The sequence below is a fragment of the Arthrobacter sp. 01T425 genome (assembly GCF_056398725.1).
Genome location: NZ_JBFTPY010000002.1, coordinates 282628 through 301425 on the forward strand (window position 1 = coordinate 282628; position 18798 = coordinate 301425).

Here is an 18798-nt window from a genome sequence, read left to right on the forward strand (position 1 = left end):
GCGGGGTCACATCGCGCCCATAATCCTCTCCGGGATGGGCGCGATGTGACCCCGCGTTGGATTTAGGGCAGGCTACTTCTTCGGCAGGCCCGCCGGGTTCAGCTCCGACTTCGCGACGGCTTCCGCGGACAACCCCCAGCGGTCCAGGATCTTGGCGTAGCTTCCGTCCTGGATCAGGTGGTTCAGTCCGGCCTGGGCCGCTGCGGCAAACCCGTTGTCCTTCTTGGTGGTGACGGCGATGCTGGCCTTCAGCGGCCAGCCGCCGTCGACCAGGCCCACGAGCTTTGTCTTGGCGTCGGATGCCGCCTTGTAGGCCGCCGTGGCGTTGGGGCCGAACGTGAGGTCCGCCCGTCCCGACTGGATGGCGAGCTGGGAGGCGGAGTCGTCGTCGTAATACTGGAACTCCACGGGCTTGAGGCCGTTTTTCTTGTTCTCCTCATCCCAGCGCAGCAGGATTGCCTCCTGGTTGGTGCCGGAACCGACGATCACGCGCTTGCCGGCGACGTCCGGGGCCGATTCGACCTTGGTGACGCTGCTGTCCGCCTTGGCGTAGAAGCCGAGCTTGTCCTCACGGTAGCTGGCGAAGTCGAACTTGAGCTTGCGCTCCTCCGTGACGGTGACATTGGAGAGCACAGCCTCGTACTTGCCGGAATCGACGCCGAGCGGCCAGTCGGCCCAGGCCGTCGGGACAATGTCTGCCTCCAGGCCCAGGGACTCGGCCAGAGCGACGGCGATATCCACCTCGTTGCCCACCGGGGTCTTGTTGTCCGTGCCGTAAACGGCCAGCGGCGCAGCAAACGGGCTCACCGCCACGGTCAGCTTCCCGTCCTTCTTAACGGCTTCCGGGACGAGCGCGGCGGCCGCGGCATCCACCGTGGCCTTGACGCGGTCCTGCTGCGGCGAGAGGTTGAACTGCTTCACCCCGGTGGACGACGACGGCGCCGCCGACGGGCCGCCGGCAGCGGCGGCGCCGGGATCAGAGCAGGCCGCCAGACCCAGGACAGTGGTGGCCGCCAACGCGACCGCGGCGCCTGATTTAAGCGAAAGACTGGACATGTTCTCCCCTTGAGAGTGGACTGAAATGGTGCTGGTGCCAGCAACTATCCGGGGCCCGGGAGAGCCGGTCAAAGCGCCGTGAAACCGGGTGAAACCAAGGGATACAGGCGGTAATACCCGTTCATCCGGCGTCCGCGGACGCTGCCTGCGGACGCCCTGTGTTACCGAAGATTGCCCTGCGTGACGCGACGGGACGGAATTGTTCACGGCAGGCCGCAACTGGCCTAGCCTGCATAGAAGACCTGCAAGGTGACAGCACGACACAGGAGGGGTGAACTTGTCAGTGAGCACGCACCAGCAAACGCACCGGACCACGCACCGGCTCGGCATCAACGCCCCGGCGGACCTTGTCTTCAGCATGCTGCGCGACGCCTCACACTGGCCCTACCTCGAGGGCCTGACGGTGTACTCGGAGCGCGTCAGCGGCGACGACGCCGGCCACGAGCTGCGCACGTCCGTGGTGTCCAACGGCTCACTCAGTTCAAGCCACTGCTGGCGCGTCTTTGACACCGCCAGCCACCGCGCCCAGTTCCACCAGCTGGACCTCGAGCCCCCGTTCCGGGAGCTCGGCGGCGACTGGGCGATCCTGCCGGCGGACGGGCTCTCCGTGGTCACGCTGAACCATGAGTTCGAGGTCGACGACGAGCACCTCACCGAGCGGATCCGTGCGATCATCGAGGACTACAGCCGGCGTGAACTGGAGGCGTTGCGGATCAGCTGCGAACGGTTGTCCGTCCTCCTGCAGCACCACGCCCCGCAGACGCACCCCACCCCACATCTCACGGCGCAGTCCACCCCGCACCCCACAGCACAGGAGGCCTAAATGTCAGAGGCCAGGTTCACGACGGAACGGGACAGCTTCGGCCGGCTTCTCGCGGACCGCGAAGTCTGGCGGCAGGCCTCCACGATCCCGGCGGCCGGCGAACTGACCGCCCGTTGGCTGGAGGGCAACAGCCAATACCAGCCGGGAGTCTTCGCGCCCGGGTTCGACGAGGAGACCGCGGCCATCGCCGGAGAGCTCGCCCGGCTAAACCGCAACGGGCTCTTCACCAAGGAATCGCAGCCGGGCGTTCAGGCCGGGGGCCTCGCGCAGCGCGCCTACGTGACGGCCTTCTGCGGCCCGGAGGCGGCGACGGCACTCCTGGCCCTGTCCGCACGGACCGGCCTGGTGACGGTCGTCCACGACCCCGGCGAGGCGAGCAGCGTCTCCATCCCGGTGACCGTACAGGACGACGACGTCGCGACCTTGCTCGGCAGCAGCGAGGGGCCCGTTGGGGAGGACCAGCTCAGGGACTGGGCAGCCGAGACCAACGAGACCTTGGCCCTGGTCCTGGCGGATGCCTGGTACGTGGAAATCTTCGACCCCGTCTGGGGCCGGAACGATGTCCTGTTGGCCGCCGTACTCGAGGCGCTGCAGGCCGCTTAGCCGGCGGGAACGCGCGCCGCGCTGCCGGCGGCGACCCGGTTCCCGGTAAATTCACATATCGGTCGCATCCCACCCGATGCTCGCGGCCTCGTCCAGGGTGCGCGCCTCGAAATGCTCCAGCATGTCCTTCATTGCCTCGAGGCCCTGCTTGAACAGGGCAGAATCCCGCCACTGTTCAATCTGTTCCAGGGACTCCCACGGGCCGGTGCTGATGAATCTGTTCTTGACGTCGCGATCGTGCATCAACACGGCTTTGGCGTTGGGAAAGTCTTCCTTCGTCTTCCTGGCCAGATCCCGCCAGGCCTGCACAAAATCGTTCTCGCGGCCGGGATGCACCAGCCAGATTCCGAGCGTATAAACAGACACGTCGATCGCCTCCATTGTCCGTACGGGTTGATACGCCGATTATGTTCCTGTCCTCCGGCCGGCGGTAGTGCCGGACCGCCCGGAGCCCGGTTGTGGCCGCAAATGAACCGTTGTAAGGGTGAAGTGGAAGGCCTAGCATGTGGGCAGACCCCCACTCTGGGGCCAGCCTCGGACCTTCCATCGTTGGGAGCGGGCACACGTTCGGATGCCGATGTCCCGGGCGAACACAGGATAGGAAAAACGATGAGCAAATATCTGTTCGAAGCGAACTACGTCGGCGACGGAATCAAGGGACTCATGCGTGAGGGCGGCACCAAACGGCGTGATGCCGTTGTCGAAGCCCTCAAATCGGTGGACGGCTCGCTGGAAAGCTTCTACTACGCTTTCGGGGAGACCGACGTTGTCGGAGTCTTCGATATCCCCGACCAGGCCGACGCCGTCGCCCTGTCACTGATGATCAATTCCACCGGCGCCGTGAACCTGCACATGAAACCGCTCATGTCAGCAGAGGATCTCGACGCGGCAGCCAAGAAGACGCCGTCGTACCGGGCCCCCGGGCAATAGCCCACACGGTGCCCGGCGTGCCGGTGCGGGGCCAGTCCCCCGGGCTGGCCCCGCACCGGCAGCGCCGGATGTTTTAGCGCAGCCGCGCTAACTGCCTGGCGGTCGTGCTACTTGGCACCGTTGTATTCCTCGTCGGTCACGAGGTCATCCCACTCGGACTCCGCGCCCTCTGCTGGCGCTTCCCACATCGCGAGGTGGGTCATGAAATGGTCCGGCGCGGCCCCGTGCCAGTGCCATTCGCCCGGCGGCGTGTAGATCGTGTCGCCGGGGCGGATTTCGGTCACTTCGCCGCCGCGGGCCTGGACCAGGCCGACACCTTCGGTGACGTGCAGGGTCTGTCCGACGGCGTGCGAGTGCCAGGCCGTGCGGGCGCACGGGGCAAAGTGCACCGCGTTGACGCGCATGCGGGACGGTTCGGGCTGCGGGGCCGCGACGACGTCAAACCAGACGTCGCCGGTGAACATCTGCGCCGGTCCCTTGACGCTTGGCTTCCTGGCTTGGATTTCCACTGTCATTTCCTCACAGGGTGTTTTTGTCGGGTGGCGGGCGCGACCGGAGGCCGCGTCCGCCCACTCCCGGGGTTCTTCGTGCGCTGCTGCGTCCTAGTTCAGGGTCGCGGTGTCGATCACGAAGCGGTAGCGGACGTCGGAGGCCAGGACGCGCTCGTAGGCGTCGTTGATCTTCGCGGCCGGGATGACCTCGATTTCGGCGCCCAGGCCGTGCTCGGCGCAGAAGTTGAGCATTTCCTGGGTTTCGCGGATGCCGCCGATCATCGAGCCGGCGAAGGAACGGCGGCCCATGATCAGGGCGAACGCGTTCACCGGGAGCGGTTCCGCGGGGGCGCCGACGTTGACCAGTGCGCCGTCGAGGGTTAGCAGCTGCAGGTAGGAGCTGATGTCGATCGCGGCACTGACCGTGTTGATGATCAGGTCAAAAGTGCCGGCAAGGTCCGTGAAAGTGTTCTCGTCGCTCGTGGCGTAGTAATGGTCCGCGCCCAGCTTCAGCCCGTCTTCCTGCTTCTTCAGCGACTGCGAGAGGACCGTGACCTCGGCGCCCATGGCGTGGGCGATCTTGACCGCCATGTGGCCGAGTCCGCCGAGTCCGACGATCGCGACCTTCTTGCCGGGACCCGCGCCCCAGTGGTTCAGCGGCGAGTAGGTGGTGATGCCGGCGCACAGCAGCGGCGCGGCGACGTCGAGCTCGATGCCCTCGGGAATGGTGACCACGAAATCTTCGGTCACAACGACGTGGGTGGAGTAGCCGCCCTGGGTGATGGTGCCGTCACGGTCGACGGCGCCATAGGTGCCGGTGTTCCCGGCGAGGCAGTATTGCTCCTCGCCGGCCTGGCAGTTGACGCACTCGCCGCAGGAGTTGACCATGCAGCCGACGCCGACCCGGTCACCGACGGCGTGCTTGGTCACGGCCGTGCCCACCTCGGTGACAATGCCGGCAATTTCATGGCCGGGAACCAGCGGATAGGTCTGCAGGCCCCAGTCGCCGCGGACAGTGTGGATATCGGAATGGCAGATCCCGGCGTACTTGATCTCGATCAGGACATCGTGCGGTCCAACGTCGCGGCGCTCGATGGTGGTGAGGGCGAGCGGCTCGGTCGCGGACGGTGATGCGTAAGCGTTGACGGTAGGCAATGAATCTCCTGCTTGTTGATCGTTGGGGGTTGTTCAACGGAACACCATCCATCAAACCCGGTAACGCAGCCGTGAGGGAGTCTCTGCTGATAGGGGTACTGGCAGGGCCTCCCTCAGAGAGCCCAAAGGCCTAACGTTGATGGCATGGATAATCGAGAGGCGACCCGCGAGTTCCTTGCCTCGCGCCGGGCCAAGATCACCCCCGAAGAGTCGGGATTGCCGATCTACGGCGCGAAACGCCGGGTCCCCGGACTCCGCCGCGGGGAAGTCGCCATGCTGGCCGGCGTCAGCGTCGAGTACTACACGAGGCTGGAGCGGGGAAACCTGTCCGGCGTTTCGGAGGGGGTGCTGGACGCTGTGGCTAGGGCCCTGCAACTCGACGACGCCGAACGGGCCCACCTCTTCGATCTGGCCCGGGCAGCGGCCCCGGGCAGCCGGACCCGCCGTCGTCCCCGTCCCGCGGAGTCCGTCCGGCGCAGCGTTCAGCTGACGCTGAACGCCATCGCCAACGCGCCCGCCTTTGTGCGGAACGGACGCATGGACATCCTTGCGGCCAACCCGCTGGGCCATGCCCTGTATTCGGACATGTACGCGGGTCCGGCCCGCCCGGCCAACCATGCCCGGTTCATCTTCCTTGACGCACGATCGCGCAGCTTCTACCCGGACTGGGGCCGTGCGGCGAGCGACACCGTCGCGATCCTGCGCACCGAGGCCGGCCGGGACCCCTACGACCGCGGGCTGACCGACCTGGTCGGGGAACTATCGACGCGGAGCGAGGAATTCCGCACCTTGTGGGCGGCGCATAACGTGCGCCAGCACTACACCGGGCTCAAGCACTTGCACCACCCGGTGGTCGGGGATCTCCACCTGATGTACGAGGCAATGGACGTCTCCGCCGACGCCGGGCTGTCCCTGCTGGTCTACAACGCCGAGCCCGGCTCCGCGTCGGAAGATGCGCTGCGGCTGCTGGCCAGCTGGGCCGCGACCAACCAGCAAGTCAAGGAGGCCGGGGCGGCTTTTACGGTGGACAAGGCCTAACCGGGGCAGGCCGGCACTGTCACGCCAGGGCGGATATGCCGTCCGTGTATCCACCGGACTGGCCGCTGGAGGTGAAGTTGTTCAGCCAGGCCATGGCCTCGTCCCGGGACGTGAAGAATTCGTGGGGGTAGCGGGTGTGCCGGCTCATGGCCGCCGCGATCACACGATCCACTGTGCTCGATCCAAGCACGGCAATCGCCAGAACCCCTGTTGTCTGCGCGAACTCGTACCTGGCGGCCGCGCTGATCTCCACGTCCGTCATTTCGGAGAGCATCGGCATCGGTATTCCGCCGCTGATCTGCGCTACGGCCAGCATCGCGTCCCTGGCATCGTCGACATCAACAAACGTGCCCGGCTGCCAGACGGATGTGATGATGCCCGCACTGATGCTCAGCACGTTCTTTCCGTCAGCAGCTGCTATATGTCCTGGCATCATCGAGACCATTGTAGGGCCGGTCCTGACAAGCCACGGGTTTGGGGCCCGGTGCGCGTGGCGGACCGCAAACCATGGCTGCACTCCGCGTCGCTGACCGGCAAGGCGTACCCCGGGTGCCACGTGGCCCGCAGCCCGTGCCGGTATTCAGCAAAGGCATTGCCTTCGCCATGCCCCGCAGGCATACTCGTGCATGCGGGAGGACGTCCCCGCGTCCCCCACCGACGACCCGCGATGCACACGCGAACGGATGAGCGCCATGGCTGATATGACGAACCTCGAGCAACAGCAGGTGGACCGGGCGAACGCTTCCGGCCTCAAACCCGTCGTCTTCGTCCACGGACTGTGGCTCCTGTCCAGCAGTTGGGACCGGTGGCGGGCCCTGTATGAGGAGAACGGCTACACCACGCTCGCCCCCACGTGGCCCGATGATCCCGAAAGCGTCGATGAGGCCAGACGCGACCCGGAGGTCTTTGCCAAGAAGATGGTCAGGCAAGTCACGGACCACTACCTCGACGCGATTGGCCAGCTCACCATCAAGCCCGCTGTCGTGGGGCATTCCTTCGGCGGACTCATCGCCCAGAGGATCGCCGGAACCGGAGCCGCCGCAGTCACGGTGGCGATCGATCCCGCACCGTTCCGGGGAGTCCTGCCGCTGCCGGCCTCCGCCTTAAAGTCAGCAGCGCCTGTGATCGCGAATCCCGCCAACGCAAAGCGTGCAGTGTCTTTGACTTTTGACGAATTCCGTTTCGGCTGGGCCAATGCCCTGGACGAGGACGAAGCCCGTCAATTGTTTGACACCTTTCATGTCGCGGCCTCTGGCGTGCCTCTGTTCCAGGCTGCAACCGCAAACCTCAACCCGTTCACCGAGGCCAAGGTCGACACGAAGAATCCGGATCGGGGGCCGTTGCTGATCATCTCCGGGGAGAAAGACCACACCGTGCCGTGGGCCATCGCCAATGCGTCCTACAAGCGTCAAAAAAGAAATTCGGCGCACACGGCAATCAAGGAGCTGCCGGACCGCGGCCACTCTCTCACGATCGATCACGGCTGGCCTGAGGTCGCCCAAACCGCCCTGGACTTCATCAAAGAGTTCGGCTGAGTACTGCCGGCCAGAGTCAACGTGTCCGGCCGAGGGCATGCCCCCTGCCGGCGCTCAGCAGTGGACATGTCCCTCTCTCAGGAATGGACTTGTCCCCCGGCGCGGCCCAGGGATGGACATAGTGGGCATATGTCCATCCCTGGGCGCCGGAGGAGGGCATGTCCCGCGGAGGGGTGCCGGAACCGGCCCGGCCGTCACAGCATCCGGCGGTCAGGACTCCAGGACCAGCAGCTGGGCCTTGTCCGCGTCCCAGCCCACCCACAGCTCCTCATCCGGCCGGATCCGGGCGACACTGTCGGAGCTCAGCTCACGGAGCTGGAGGTCGTGGCCGCCGGCAGTGAGGCGGTGGCGGACCGTGGCGCCAAGATTCGTGGAGGACACCAGGGTCGCGGCGCATCCGTTGCCCGCCGCGGCCCGTGTCCTGAATTTGAGGTGCTCCGGGCGGATGGAGACGGCGTAGTTCTCACCGCTTGCCCCGCGGTCCCGGACCTTTGCCATCCCCAGCCCGCCGAGGTCCACCACGGCTTCCTCGCCGTTGCGCTCCACGATGGTGCACGGGATGAGGTTGGTGTCGCCCAGGAAGCTGGCCACCCAGTCGGTCATGGGGTGGTTGTACACCTCCTCCGGCGGGCCGGACTGCACGATCTTCCCGTCCCGCATCACCACGATCCGGTCCGACATGGCCATGGCCTCGTCCTGGTCGTGCGTCACGAACAGCACGGAGATGCCCAGGCCCTTCTGCAGGGTCTTGATCTCCTCCTGCATCTGCTCGCGAAGGCGCTTGTCCAGGGCTGCCATCGGCTCATCCAGCAGCAGGGCCGCCGGGTTGAAGACCAGTGCCCGGGCCAGCGCCACCCGCTGCTGCTGTCCGCCGGAGAGCTGGCGCGGCTTGCGCCCGCCCATCTTGCCCAGTCCCACACGGTCGAGGGCTTCCTCGGCGCGCTGGCGGCGTTCCGCGCGCGGGACCTTCCTCATGCGCAGCGCAAACTCCACGTTTTCCAGCGCGCTCATGTGCGGGAACAGGGCGTAGTTCTGAAACACGACACCGAGATTGCGGTCCCGGGGCGGCAGCATGTCCACGGGTTTGCCGTCAATGAGGATGGCTCCGGCGGTGTGTTCTTCAAACCCCGCCACCATCATCATGGTGGTCGTCTTGCCGGAGCCGCTGGGGCCCAGGAGGGTCACGAACTCCCCCGGCTGGACTGTCAGGTCCAGTTCGTCCACGGCAACGACGTCGCCGTAGTGCTTGCTGACCTGGCGGAGCTCAATGGCGCCCTGGGCGGCCCTGCCCGTGCCGGGAATGGGCCCCGCGGAAATCACTGATGCGGTCATCGACTTTCCTTACGTTTGTGCGGACACGGCCAGCGGCAGCATCCGGGTTGAAGAGCGGCGCTTGAGGACAAACAAGACCTGGAGCAGCAGCCCGATGGTGGCGACGCTGACCAGCAGGGCGGAGGACACCGCGATCTTCGGGGTCAGGTTGAACTGGATATCCGTGAACATCTTCACCGGCAACGTGGTGGCCCCCGGGGACTGCATGAACAGGGACATCACCGTCTCATCGATGGAGACCGAGAACGCGAAGAGCGCCCCGGAGATCAGGCCGGGCAGGATGATGGGCAGATACACGTGCCGCAGGACGGAGAGCGGTCCGGCCCCGAGGCTCTGCGCCGACCGGACCAGGGCCGGGTTGAGCCCGGCGAGGCTGGCGCGGGTGGTCAGGTACACATAGGGGGTCGCGATCACGGCGTGCGCAAGGCCGATGGGGACGATGCTGCCCACCATGCCGATCGAGATGAAGAACTGGTAGAACGCCAGCGCCAGCACCACGGTCGGCACGATCATCGGCGCGAGGATCAGACCCACCACGGCGGGCTGGCCGGGAAACTTGCGCCCGTGCAGGCCGATCGCCGCGGTGGCGCCCAGCAGCACGCCGATCACGACGGCGATCGCCGCCGACTGCAGGCTGGCCGTCAGGGCGGAGGTCCAGGCCCGGTCGGCGAAGAATCCGGCCACGGCGGCGAAGGAGATTCCCTCCGGCGGGAAGGTGATGTAGCGGCTGTCGTTCAGCGCGACCGGCACCACAATCGCCGTCGGAATGACGAGGAACAGGAAGGCCGGGATGGAAAGAAGCGCCAGCAGCCGGTGCTGTGGATTAGTTGTCTTCATGTTGGCCTCCTGCCTTGAGGACGCGCTGGTAGACGGCCACGAGGATGCTGACCATGACCGTCAGGATGACGGCCAGCGCAGCGGCCCCGGAGAAGTCCGTGAGCTGTCGGGCGTAGTAGTCGATCTGGTTGGCGATCATCATGTCGCCGGGCCCGCCCATCACCACCGGGGTGATGAAGAAGCCTGTGCTGATGATGAAGACCAGCAGCCCGGCCGCGGAAATGCCGGGCATGCTCAGCGGCAGCGTGATCCTGCGGAAGACGGATCCTTCCCGCGCGCCAAGGGAGCGGGCCGCGAGCCCGAGCCGGTCATCGATCGATGTCAGCGAGGAGAAGATCGGGAACACCGCGTACGGCAGGAGGCAGTGCACCATGCCGACGATCACGGCGAACCGGTTGTGCAGCAACGGGATCGGCGCACCGGTCAGCCCGATTCCCTGCAGGAAGGCGTTCACAATGCCGTTGTCCTGGAGCAGGACCGCCCAGGCGAAGTTCTTCACCAGGATGCCGGTCCAGAACGGCAGGAGTACGACGGCGAACAGGATCACCCGGGTGACGTTGCCGGCCCGCCACAGGACCATGGCGATGATGTAGCCCAGCACCACGGTGACAATGGTGCTGGCCAGGCTGATGGTCAGGGTGTTGACCAGGGCGCGCATCACCAGCGGGTCCTCGAGGACCCGCTGGTAGGCGTTGTCGGCGAAGCTTGCGCCGACCAGTTTGCCCAGCGGCGTCAGGAACAGCACGACGTCGAAGGCAAGGATCGGAGCCAGCAGCAGCCACCAGCCGCTGCGCCGCCGTCGGGGTGCTGTCTCGGCGGAGGCAGGCGCGCCGCGGCCCCGCGGCCGGGGCCGTTCGAGGGTTGCGTTGCTCATGTCAGCTGGCCTGCCAGAGCTTGAACTGCTGCTCGGTCTTCTTCAGGTTCTGCGACCACCACTTGTCGTCGCGGACCAGGATCTTGTCCGCGAGTCGGGGGCTGGTGGGGAGCGTGTCGGCGATTTCCTTCGGCAGCTTGGACAGCGCCGGGGTGTTGGCCAGGGTCAGGTTGGTGACCTTGTCGAACGCCGCGCCGGCCTCGGCGTCGTTGGACATGAAGTTCATCAGTTTGAAGGCCGCTTCCTTGTTCTTGGCGCCCTTCGGAACCACGAAGTAGTCGCCGGCGAGGACGGCGTTTTCGGCGGAGAAGTTCAGTTTCGCGCCGTCGTTGCGGGCTGCGTTAATGCGGTTGTTGAAGCTGGTGGAGAGCGAGACCTCGCCGGAGGTGAGCTGCTGGATGGGCTCCTGGTTGGCGGCGTGGTACAGAAGCCGGTCCTTGCCCGGGTGCTGGCCCAGGACCCTAAGGGCCCGGTCGACGTCGAGCGGGTAGATCTTGTCGAAGGGGACACCGTCGGCCAGCAGCGCGGCTTCCAGGACGGAGCTGTCGGAGAGCTGGTTGTACACCGAGCGCTTGGTGTTGTACTTGCCCTGGTCGAAGAATTGGGCCCAGTCTTTCGGGGCCTGCGCGTCGGAAATGACCTTCTGGTCCCAGGCCATGACAAACAGGAAGCTCAGGTACTTGATGCCGTATTCAGCCTTCGCGTATCCGGGCAGGCCCTTGTCGCTGATGATGTCGTAGTCGAACTTCTCCAGCAGCCCCTCGGCCACGGCCACCTCATACTCCGGCGCCGTGATTTCCACGAGGTCCCACTGCACGTCGCCGGACTGGACCTGGGCCTTGAGCGCGGCCAGGGAGGTGTTGGCCAGCAGTGTCGTCTGGATCCCCGACTGCTTGGAGAACGGGTCCAGGATTGTCTGGGTCAGCTGGTCGTTGTACGAGCCACCATAGGACGTGACGGTCACCGTCTTGTTGGCAGCGGCACTTTCGGCGGGCTTCGCCGCGCAGCCGGAGAGCGCCAGACCCGCAAATGGCGTCAGCGCTGCCGCCTTGAGGAGCTGCCTGCGGTCAAAGGGAGTGGAACGGAATGCTGTCATGGGGGAAGTGCCTCTCATGGACGCGGGCACGCCAAAAGAGGGCGTGCAGGATTGCGGGCGTGGCGGGGTGCGGTGCGTGTGACGCAGTGAAGCGAGAAGAAGTGAAGAGAGAAGGAGAAGTGACAGCTGCGGTTCGCGCGCGCCATCCATTCCAGCTGGAGATCTCGAGTCCGCCTTCCGGCGGCTTTTCGGTTTCGCAACTGTAACTGTGAAGTTGCTCACTAGTCAACAGTTGTATTGCTTTAAGAAACAACGAGATTTCTGCCCCGCGAGCTCCCCTAACGCCGGCCCTCCTGAGCCCGCCCGGGCATCTCCAGGGTCACCGAATGATGCGCCCGTCGTGGATAACAGTCCTCGACCTGTTGTGGTCCCAGAGAACTGCCGGGTCCACAAAGGGGTCGCCGTCCAGAATCACGGCATCGCCCGCCATTCCAGCGCCGATGCTCCCGATGCTTGGGTCCTGAAGGAGCTCTGCGTTTACTGAGGTAAGGGATCTCAGCGTCTCCAAGACGCCTGCCGCCTCGATCTGCAGCCGAATGCCGACAAGCTGATCATCCTCAAGGTCCCCCATCAGGTCGGATCCGAAGCCCACCTTGACTCCGGCCTGCAGGGCCAGTTCCACAGCAATTTTGCCGGCCTCAAGCACCTCGGCGTTCTTGGCCTGGGAAACGGGGTTCAGGCCCATTGCAGCTCCCCTTCGGCTCATGGCGTCGTAGGCGGCAAGCGTCGGCACGAGGAAGCTCCCGTGCTCGGCCATCATCTGCGCCGTGTCCCGGTCCAAGAGGTTCCCGTGTTCTATGGAACGTACCCCGTTTTCCACGGAATGCCTGATTGCCTCGGGTGAATACGCATGGGCCGCCACGTAACTCTTGCGCCGGGTGGCCTCGTCCACCACCGCCCGGACTTCTTCCGCTGAATACTGCGGCAGCCGGATGGGATCTGTCAGGGAGACCACGCCTCCGGAAGTCATGATCTTGATGGCGTGGCTTCCCGTGCGGAACCGATCACGAACTGCCCGGCGCAGGTTGTCCACCCCGTCCACCACGGCGCACATGTGACCGTGATCGAAGCAGACATCCAGATCCGCGGACCGGGGATCGCCATGGCCACCGGTTTGGCTGAGGGCCGGACCCGTGTAGTAGTATCTCGGAGCCGTGACCAGGCCGCTGCGGATGGCCCGGGCCAGCCCGCTGTCCCCGCCGGCCACATCGCGGACGGTCGTGAATCCCCGCCGCACGGCGGCGCCCAAGCGGCGCGCCCCCACCAGTGCGGTGTAGCTCAGGAGCGAGCGCTCAACCTCAAGGCCGCCCAAGCCCACGGCGTACGCGTGAAAGTGGGCATCGATGAGCCCTGGCACCACGACGCGGCCGCCGGCGTCGATCACCTCACCTTCGGGGATGACGTCGCCGGTCTCCTGGATGATCCCGTCCCGGAACAGGATGGATCCGCTCGCCAGCTCGGGCGAATGTCCGTCAAAGATCCGGGCATTGTGGATGGTCAGGGCGTCTGCGTTGGTCATGCTGACAACTCCTCGGGTGAGATGTTCGTGGGTGGGCTCGGTCCGGTTCTCTAGGTGCTGGCCGGTTCCGTGGAACCGCGGACCATCAGTGAACCCTGGAGGATCAGCTGGTGCTGTTCCAAGCCCTTGCCCTCCATGACCCTGCGGAGCTGTTCGCCGGCCCTGGCCCCGAGGGCGTCGCCCGGAAGGTGGACGCTGGTCAGGCCCGGGTTGGACGTGGCCGAATAGGGCAGGTCATCGAAGCCTGCCACGGCCAGTTCCTGCGGAATGCGGACGCCGGCCACCCTGGCTTCCTGCAGCACGCCGTAGGCATGGGTATCGGTGGCGCAGACGACGGCGGTGACACCGTCCCGCTGCCAATCCGGCCACGCCGCGGCGAACGCGCCGGCGGCGGCGCCGACGTCAATGGTGGTGCCGATGACATGGTCCGTGGCCACGGTGATGCCCAGCGCCGCGGACTCCTCTAGGAATGCCGCCCGCCGGATATCGAAGGTCGCCGTGCCGGTCACACTGTCCATGTACGCCGCTTGTTTGTGTCCGGCGTCCGCCAGGTGCCGGGCCAGCAGGCGGGCGCCGTGTCCGACGTCGAGATTCACCGAGGGGGCGAAGGACTCCAAGCCGGGGGCGTCCAGCAGAACGAGAGGCCCAGCGACGGAAAGATCCTCCAGGAACTCCGCGCTGGGCGCATCTACGAGCAGCCCGGCCGGCCGCAAAGCCAGGAGCCTGCGGACGTCGTCGACGCGCGGGAACTCCCCGGCGTCCGTGACGGAGAGCAGCAGCTGGTATTCGGCGCCGAGCGCGCCGCGGACACCTGCAATGACGTTGGCGAAGAAAGGGTTGGAGATGTCCGGCGCCACGAGAATGACGATCGAACTGATGCCCTTGGCTAGCGAACTGCCAATACTGTCCACCACATAGCCGAGTTCCGCAATGGCTTCCCGGACCCGCGAAATGTTGTCCTCCGAGACCCGCCCCTGGGTCTTTCCGTTGGCCACAAGGGAGACCGTTGCGGTGGAGACCCCGGCCCGCGCAGCCACCATCGCCGCAGTGACGCGCGGGGTGCGCCCCCGAAGCTCGTGTACTTGTTCGCCGGATTCCATACCTCGATCGTAGCCGGGAGTGACGCATCGCACCTGCCGCAAGACATCAAGCGCTTGACGTCACTTACGTTAAGCGCTTGACGCTTGACGCTTGACAGTGCCAAACTCACTCTGAACGCTTTATCGCACCGCCCCGGCGGACCCCCAACGACGTGGAGATATTTACGTGGATCCCATCACCCTGAAACCGGAACGCAGGAAGATCATCCTGGACTGCGACCCAGGCCATGACGACGCCGTGGCCATGCTGCTGGCTCACGGCAATCCGTACATTGAGCTGCTCGCGGTCACAACGGTCGTCGGCAACCAGACCCTCGAAAGGGTCACCCGCAACGCCCTGTCGGTGGGCACGATTGCCGGCATCACCGGCGTCCCCTTCGCCGCCGGCTGCGATCGGCCCTTGGTCCGCAGCATCGAAACCGCCCCCGACATCCACGGTGAGAGCGGCATGGACGGCCCCGCCCAGCCCGAATCCAGCATCGAACTGGACCCGCGCCACGCCGTCGACCTCATCATCGACACTGTTATGGCGCACGAGCCTGGCACTGTGACGCTGGTGCCCACGGCAGGACTGACCAACATTGCCATGGCGGCCCGCAAGGAGCCGCGCATCGTGGAGCGCGTGAAAGAAGTTGTGCTCATGGGCGGCGGGTACCACGTAGGCAACTGGAGCGCCGTTTCCGAATTCAACATCATCATCGACCCCGAGGCCGCACATATTGTGTTCAACGAGCCGTGGCCGGTGGTCATGGTGGGCTTGGACCTCACGCACCAGGCCCTCGCGACCCCCGAAGTCGTGGAAAAAATCGCCGCCGTGGGTACCAAGCCCGCCCAGTTCGTGCTGGAGCTGATGGAGTTCTTCACCAAGACGTACAAGGACGCCCAGGGCTTCGATTACCCGCCCGTCCACGACCCCTGCGCGGTGGCCTACGTCATCGATCCCACGGTGATGACCACCCGCAAAGTCCCCGTGAACATCGAACTGCAGGGCCAACTGACGCTCGGCATGACCGTCGCCGATTTCCGCGCCCCGGCACCGGAGGACTGCCACACGTCTGTTGCTGTGGACCTCGATCACGCGAAGTTCTGGAACCTCGTCACAGACGCCCTGGTGCGCATCGGCGACGTGGACCCGTCCGCCGCCGTCAGCATCGGCGCAGGAAACGGAGCCAACTCATGAGCACTCTGACTTACGAATCCAAGACAACGGGACGAAGCGTCGCTGCACTCACGGCGGCCCTGTTGACGGCCTGCATTGCCTTCCAGCTCAACGCATCGATGCTCAGCCCCGCCCTGGTCACGATGGGCAACGAACTCCACACCGATCAGGCCGTGATCGGCCTGTCCCAGACCTGGTTCTTCACCGCGGCAGCACTGTTTTCCCTCTTCCTGCCGCGCCTGAGCGACATTGTGGGGCGCAAGAAGATCCTGCTGGGCATGATGTTGATGATGGCTGTCGGCTCGGTGATCGCGGCCATGGCTCCCGATATCACCTGGCTCTTCGTCGGACGCATCATCCAGGGCGTCAGCGGCCCCACGGTCCCGCTGTGCCTGATCATGCTGCGCTCCGCCGTCAGTGACCCGCGGAAGTACGGTGCCCTCATGGGCCTCATCACCGCCGTCAACGGCGGGGTTGCCGGCGTCGACTCCTTTGTCGGCGGTTACTTCGCCGAGCATTACGGATTCCGCAGCATCTTCTGGCTCATGGTGGTGCTGGCCGTCGTGGCGGCGGGCCTGGTCGCCGTTCTGGCCGGTGAGAGCAAGCCGGCGGTGGGCACCAAGATGGACTGGCCCGGCGTCTTCTTCATCGTGATCGCGGTCGGCGCCCTGCTCACAGCCCTCAACGAGGCCTCCAAACTGGTCAGCGGATTCTCCCCCGGCACCCTCGCACTGGCGACTGCCCTCATCGCCGTTGCAGTGATCGCCTTCTTCGGGTTCTGGACGGTGGAAAAGCGCTCCCGGCAGCCCATGGTGGAGACCGCCCACCTGCGCCAGCGCTCCACTTGGGCGCCGTTGCTGACCACAATCCTGACCATGACCGGCGTCTTCGCGGTCATCAACGGGATCGTTCCCGCCTACGTGCAGGCCACGGCTCCCGGCTTCGGCGTGGGACCGACCGAAATGTCACTCATCATCCTGACTCCCTACGCCCTCCTGGGCTGGGTTGTCGGACCCATCAGCGGCCGTTTGGCCCCGGTTTTCGGCTACACCAAAGTTTTGCGGATCGGCATGGCCGGCAGCGTCGTGGCCCTGGCGATCATCGCCTTCTTCGGCCTCAGCAGCCTGCCCATGATGATTGCCGGAACAGCGTTGCTGGGCATCATGTACGCGGGTACGGTCAACATCATGCTGAACGGCCTTGGCGTTGTCCTCTCCCCAGCTGGCAACCCCGGCTTTCTCCCCGGCATGAACGCCGGCGCGTTCAACCTGGGCGCCGGCCTGAGCTTCCTGGTCCTGCCGGCAGCGCTGGTGGCCTCTTCTGCACTGGGCGATGCCCAGGCATCCTACTTGACCGCGATCACGGTGGGCCTGATCATCACCGTGGCGGCTTTCGCCGCCTCACTCCTGATTCCCAAGCCCTTGGAAGCTGAGGCGAAATGACCCGCCCGGACTCTGGCCGGATCGTCGTCGTCGGTTCACTGAATGCGGACCTGACCATCTACTGCGACAGGCTCCCCCTCCCCGGCGAAACGGTGCACGGGAATGGCTTTGCGGTCAATCCCGGCGGCAAGAGCGCCAACCAGGCGGTCGCGGCGGCCAAACTCGGAAGCCGGGTCGCGCTGATCGGTGCGGTGGGCGACGACACCAACGGGACCATGCTTCTGGCCTCCACCGCCGGGGCCGGGGTGGACATTTCCCGCGTCCGCCGCACGCCTGATGCTGCGACCGGCGTCGCCGTCATTTCCGTCGACGCCCACGGTGAGAACAACATCATCATCTCGGCCGGAGCCAACGGCACACTGGCGCCCGGGGATGTTGCCGCTTCCGCCGAATTGTTCGAGGGCGCGTCCGTGATGTGCCTGTGCCTCGAGGTCGGTCTGGACACCGTTGAGGCCGCGGCCCGCTTGGGCCACGACGCCGGGGCGACAGTTCTGCTCAACCTGTCGCCCTACGCCGAGATCCCGGCGAGCTTGGCCGCACTCTGCGACATCCTGCTGGTGAACGCGCATGAGGCGTCGCTGTTCCTGGGCGGCGCCGCCGTGCCCGACGCCGGGGCTGACACCGCGGCGTGGGCGCCGGTCCGGGACAAGTTCGCCGATCGCGGACTGCACCGCGTTGTGGTCACTTTGGGGGCGAACGGCTCCGTCGTCCTGGACTCCGGAGCCGGCGCCGAGGGCCGCATCACCCGCATTGAACCCACCAGGGTCGACGCCAAGGACACCACCGGTGCAGGCGATGCATTCACCGGGGCCGTGGCTGCGCGCCTTGCCGCCGGCGATTCACTTCCGGCCGCTGCCGCCTTCGCGTCCGTTGCCGCGGCCTTGGCAGCGACCAGGAAGGGGACGCAAACGGCGTACCCGAAAGCGGCGGATGTGGAGGGACTGCTCGCTTAACGGCCACCCCCGCCAGTTAGGGCCGCCACGGGAGGGGGCGCCGCAGAGCCTGTCTGCGGCGCCCCCTCCCGGTTAAGCGCCGGACCGGTCTGGTGGTCCTTGGTTGATGCAACCCAATTGCACAGCAGATTCACAGCGAGGCGCTATTGAAGTTACAGCCGCGGGGCCGACAATGGTTCGACCTGATAGGAGTATTTGCCGGGCGATGGTGGCCGCGACTTACTGGAGCGTCAGTGGCGAGCGTCCTGACCAATCGAGCCGGAGCAAGCGAACTTGTACCGACTAGTGATGGGCTCCCGGCATGATCACTCTCCGCAAGCACGTACTTCCCTCGCTCCTCGCCCTGGTCCTGCTCTCGACGTCGGCCTGTACCTCCGGTGTCGCGGCTGGCATCCCGTCGGCCGGCGTTCCGTCCGGTGGCACACCATCTGGCACACCCTCAGGTGGCACACCGAGCAAATCCGGCGGCGGGACGAGCCAATCCGCCGCACCCGCCGAGTCCGCCAGCCCGAGTGCTGCGGTCCCGCAGCTAACCCCGGCGAGCACGGTGGATGCGCGCACGGTGCTGGCGGCGTTCAAGTCCCGGGACATGGTGGGGCACCTGCAGGCGCTGCAGCGGGTGGCCGATGCCAACGGCGGGAACCGGGCCTCGGGCACCTCGGGGTATGAGGAGTCGGCCCGCTACGTCGAGGAACAGCTGCGCGCCGCCGGGTATGAACCGGTGCGGCAGAGCTTCACGTTCAAAGAGGACGGCCGGCGCGGCAAGACGGTGGAGTCCTTCAACATCCTCGCCGACACGGGTGGCGATGCCGGGCACACCGTGGTGGTGGGTGCGCACCTGGACTCCGTGCAGGA

General features: G+C 65.9%; 19 protein-coding genes and 1 pseudogene. 9 read left to right on the top strand and 11 right to left on the bottom strand.

Going from position 1 to position 18798, the window contains the following annotated elements:
* Nucleotides 1-72 precede the first annotated feature (72 nt).
* Complete coding sequence (locus tag AC1DNG_RS05135; RefSeq protein ID WP_476886793.1) at nucleotides 73-1056, bottom strand: ABC transporter substrate-binding protein; 984 nt, start codon at nucleotides 1054-1056, stop codon at nucleotides 73-75.
* A 283-nt stretch (nucleotides 1057-1339) separates the two neighbouring features.
* On the opposite strand from AC1DNG_RS05135, the gene AC1DNG_RS05140 reads away from it, so the two are divergent.
* Nucleotides 1340-1879, top strand: a complete 540-nt coding sequence (locus AC1DNG_RS05140; RefSeq protein ID WP_476849954.1) for an SRPBCC family protein — start codon at nucleotides 1340-1342, stop codon at nucleotides 1877-1879.
* Nucleotides 1880-2482, top strand: a complete 603-nt coding sequence (locus AC1DNG_RS05145; protein ID WP_223914749.1) for a DUF6919 domain-containing protein — start codon at nucleotides 1880-1882, stop codon at nucleotides 2480-2482.
* Between the two features lie 51 nt (nucleotides 2483-2533).
* On the opposite strand, the gene AC1DNG_RS05150 is transcribed toward AC1DNG_RS05145, so the two are convergent.
* Nucleotides 2534-2863, bottom strand: coding sequence for an antibiotic biosynthesis monooxygenase family protein (locus AC1DNG_RS05150; protein WP_028275943.1), 330 nt, complete (start codon nucleotides 2861-2863; stop codon nucleotides 2534-2536).
* A 228-nt stretch (nucleotides 2864-3091) separates the two neighbouring features.
* On the opposite strand from AC1DNG_RS05150, the gene AC1DNG_RS05155 reads away from it, so the two are divergent.
* A complete protein-coding gene (locus AC1DNG_RS05155) occupies nucleotides 3092-3412 on the top strand; it encodes a GYD domain-containing protein (RefSeq protein ID WP_028275942.1) in 321 nt (106 codons plus the stop codon).
* A 107-nt stretch (nucleotides 3413-3519) separates the two neighbouring features.
* On the opposite strand, the gene AC1DNG_RS05160 is transcribed toward AC1DNG_RS05155, so the two are convergent.
* Nucleotides 3520-3927, bottom strand: coding sequence for a (R)-mandelonitrile lyase (locus AC1DNG_RS05160; protein ID WP_476886794.1), 408 nt, complete (start codon nucleotides 3925-3927; stop codon nucleotides 3520-3522).
* An 87-nt stretch (nucleotides 3928-4014) separates the two neighbouring features.
* Complete coding sequence (locus AC1DNG_RS05165; RefSeq protein ID WP_476886795.1) at nucleotides 4015-5058, bottom strand: NAD(P)-dependent alcohol dehydrogenase; 1044 nt, start codon at nucleotides 5056-5058, stop codon at nucleotides 4015-4017.
* A 144-nt stretch (nucleotides 5059-5202) separates the two neighbouring features.
* On the opposite strand from AC1DNG_RS05165, the gene AC1DNG_RS05170 reads away from it, so the two are divergent.
* Nucleotides 5203-6096 (top strand): helix-turn-helix transcriptional regulator, encoded by an 894-nt coding sequence (locus AC1DNG_RS05170; RefSeq protein WP_476849959.1) that lies wholly within the window; start codon nucleotides 5203-5205, stop codon nucleotides 6094-6096.
* 19 nt (nucleotides 6097-6115) lie between these two features.
* On the opposite strand, the gene AC1DNG_RS05175 is transcribed toward AC1DNG_RS05170, so the two are convergent.
* Complete coding sequence (locus AC1DNG_RS05175; RefSeq protein ID WP_476849960.1) at nucleotides 6116-6532, bottom strand: DUF7793 family protein; 417 nt, start codon at nucleotides 6530-6532, stop codon at nucleotides 6116-6118.
* 256 nt (nucleotides 6533-6788) lie between these two features.
* Between AC1DNG_RS05175 and AC1DNG_RS05180 the strand changes: the two genes are divergently transcribed.
* Entirely contained in the window at nucleotides 6789-7631 is an 843-nt protein-coding gene (locus tag AC1DNG_RS05180; RefSeq protein WP_476849961.1) for an alpha/beta hydrolase, read from the top strand.
* Nucleotides 7632-7841: 210 nt separating this feature from the next.
* Here AC1DNG_RS05180 and AC1DNG_RS05185 read toward each other — a convergent pair whose 3' ends face one another.
* The 6 genes from AC1DNG_RS05185 to AC1DNG_RS05210 form a co-directional block, all read right to left on the bottom strand.
* Nucleotides 7842-8963, bottom strand: a complete 1122-nt coding sequence (locus AC1DNG_RS05185; RefSeq protein WP_476886796.1) for an ABC transporter ATP-binding protein — start codon at nucleotides 8961-8963, stop codon at nucleotides 7842-7844.
* 9 nt (nucleotides 8964-8972) lie between these two features.
* The gene (locus AC1DNG_RS05190; protein WP_026539571.1) at nucleotides 8973-9800 is read right to left on the bottom strand and encodes an ABC transporter permease; all 828 of its coding nucleotides are present in this window, start codon (nucleotides 9798-9800) and stop codon (nucleotides 8973-8975) included.
* Complete coding sequence (locus AC1DNG_RS05195; protein WP_476873346.1) at nucleotides 9787-10674, bottom strand: ABC transporter permease; 888 nt, start codon at nucleotides 10672-10674, stop codon at nucleotides 9787-9789. Before AC1DNG_RS05195 ends, AC1DNG_RS05190 begins: the two co-directional genes overlap by 14 nt.
* A gap of 1 nt (nucleotide 10675) precedes the next feature.
* A complete protein-coding gene (locus AC1DNG_RS05200) occupies nucleotides 10676-11770 on the bottom strand; it encodes an extracellular solute-binding protein (RefSeq protein WP_018775012.1) in 1095 nt (364 codons plus the stop codon).
* A 319-nt stretch (nucleotides 11771-12089) separates the two neighbouring features.
* Nucleotides 12090-13289: a metal-dependent hydrolase family protein gene (locus AC1DNG_RS05205; protein WP_476870239.1), complete on the bottom strand. Its 1200-nt coding sequence runs from the start codon at nucleotides 13287-13289 to the stop codon at nucleotides 12090-12092.
* Nucleotides 13290-13339: 50 nt separating this feature from the next.
* The gene (locus tag AC1DNG_RS05210; protein ID WP_243178260.1) at nucleotides 13340-14389 is read right to left on the bottom strand and encodes a LacI family DNA-binding transcriptional regulator; all 1050 of its coding nucleotides are present in this window, start codon (nucleotides 14387-14389) and stop codon (nucleotides 13340-13342) included.
* 166 nt (nucleotides 14390-14555) lie between these two features.
* Here AC1DNG_RS05210 and uriH point away from each other — a divergent pair, with 166 nt between their 5' ends.
* From uriH to AC1DNG_RS05230, 4 genes and pseudogenes are all read left to right on the top strand, one after another.
* Nucleotides 14556-15569: a uridine-preferring nucleoside hydrolase UriH gene (uriH, locus tag AC1DNG_RS05215; protein ID WP_243178259.1), complete on the top strand. Its 1014-nt coding sequence runs from the start codon at nucleotides 14556-14558 to the stop codon at nucleotides 15567-15569.
* A complete protein-coding gene (gene uriT / locus AC1DNG_RS05220) occupies nucleotides 15566-16990 on the top strand; it encodes a uridine transporter UriT (protein ID WP_243178258.1) in 1425 nt (474 codons plus the stop codon). Before uriH ends, uriT begins: the two co-directional genes overlap by 4 nt.
* Nucleotides 16987-17943: a ribokinase gene (locus AC1DNG_RS05225; protein ID WP_476849966.1), complete on the top strand. Its 957-nt coding sequence runs from the start codon at nucleotides 16987-16989 to the stop codon at nucleotides 17941-17943. The genes uriT and AC1DNG_RS05225 overlap by 4 nt, the downstream gene beginning before the upstream one ends.
* A gap of 301 nt (nucleotides 17944-18244) precedes the next feature.
* Nucleotides 18245-18798, top strand: a pseudogene (locus AC1DNG_RS05230) (hypothetical protein); the annotation flags it as partial.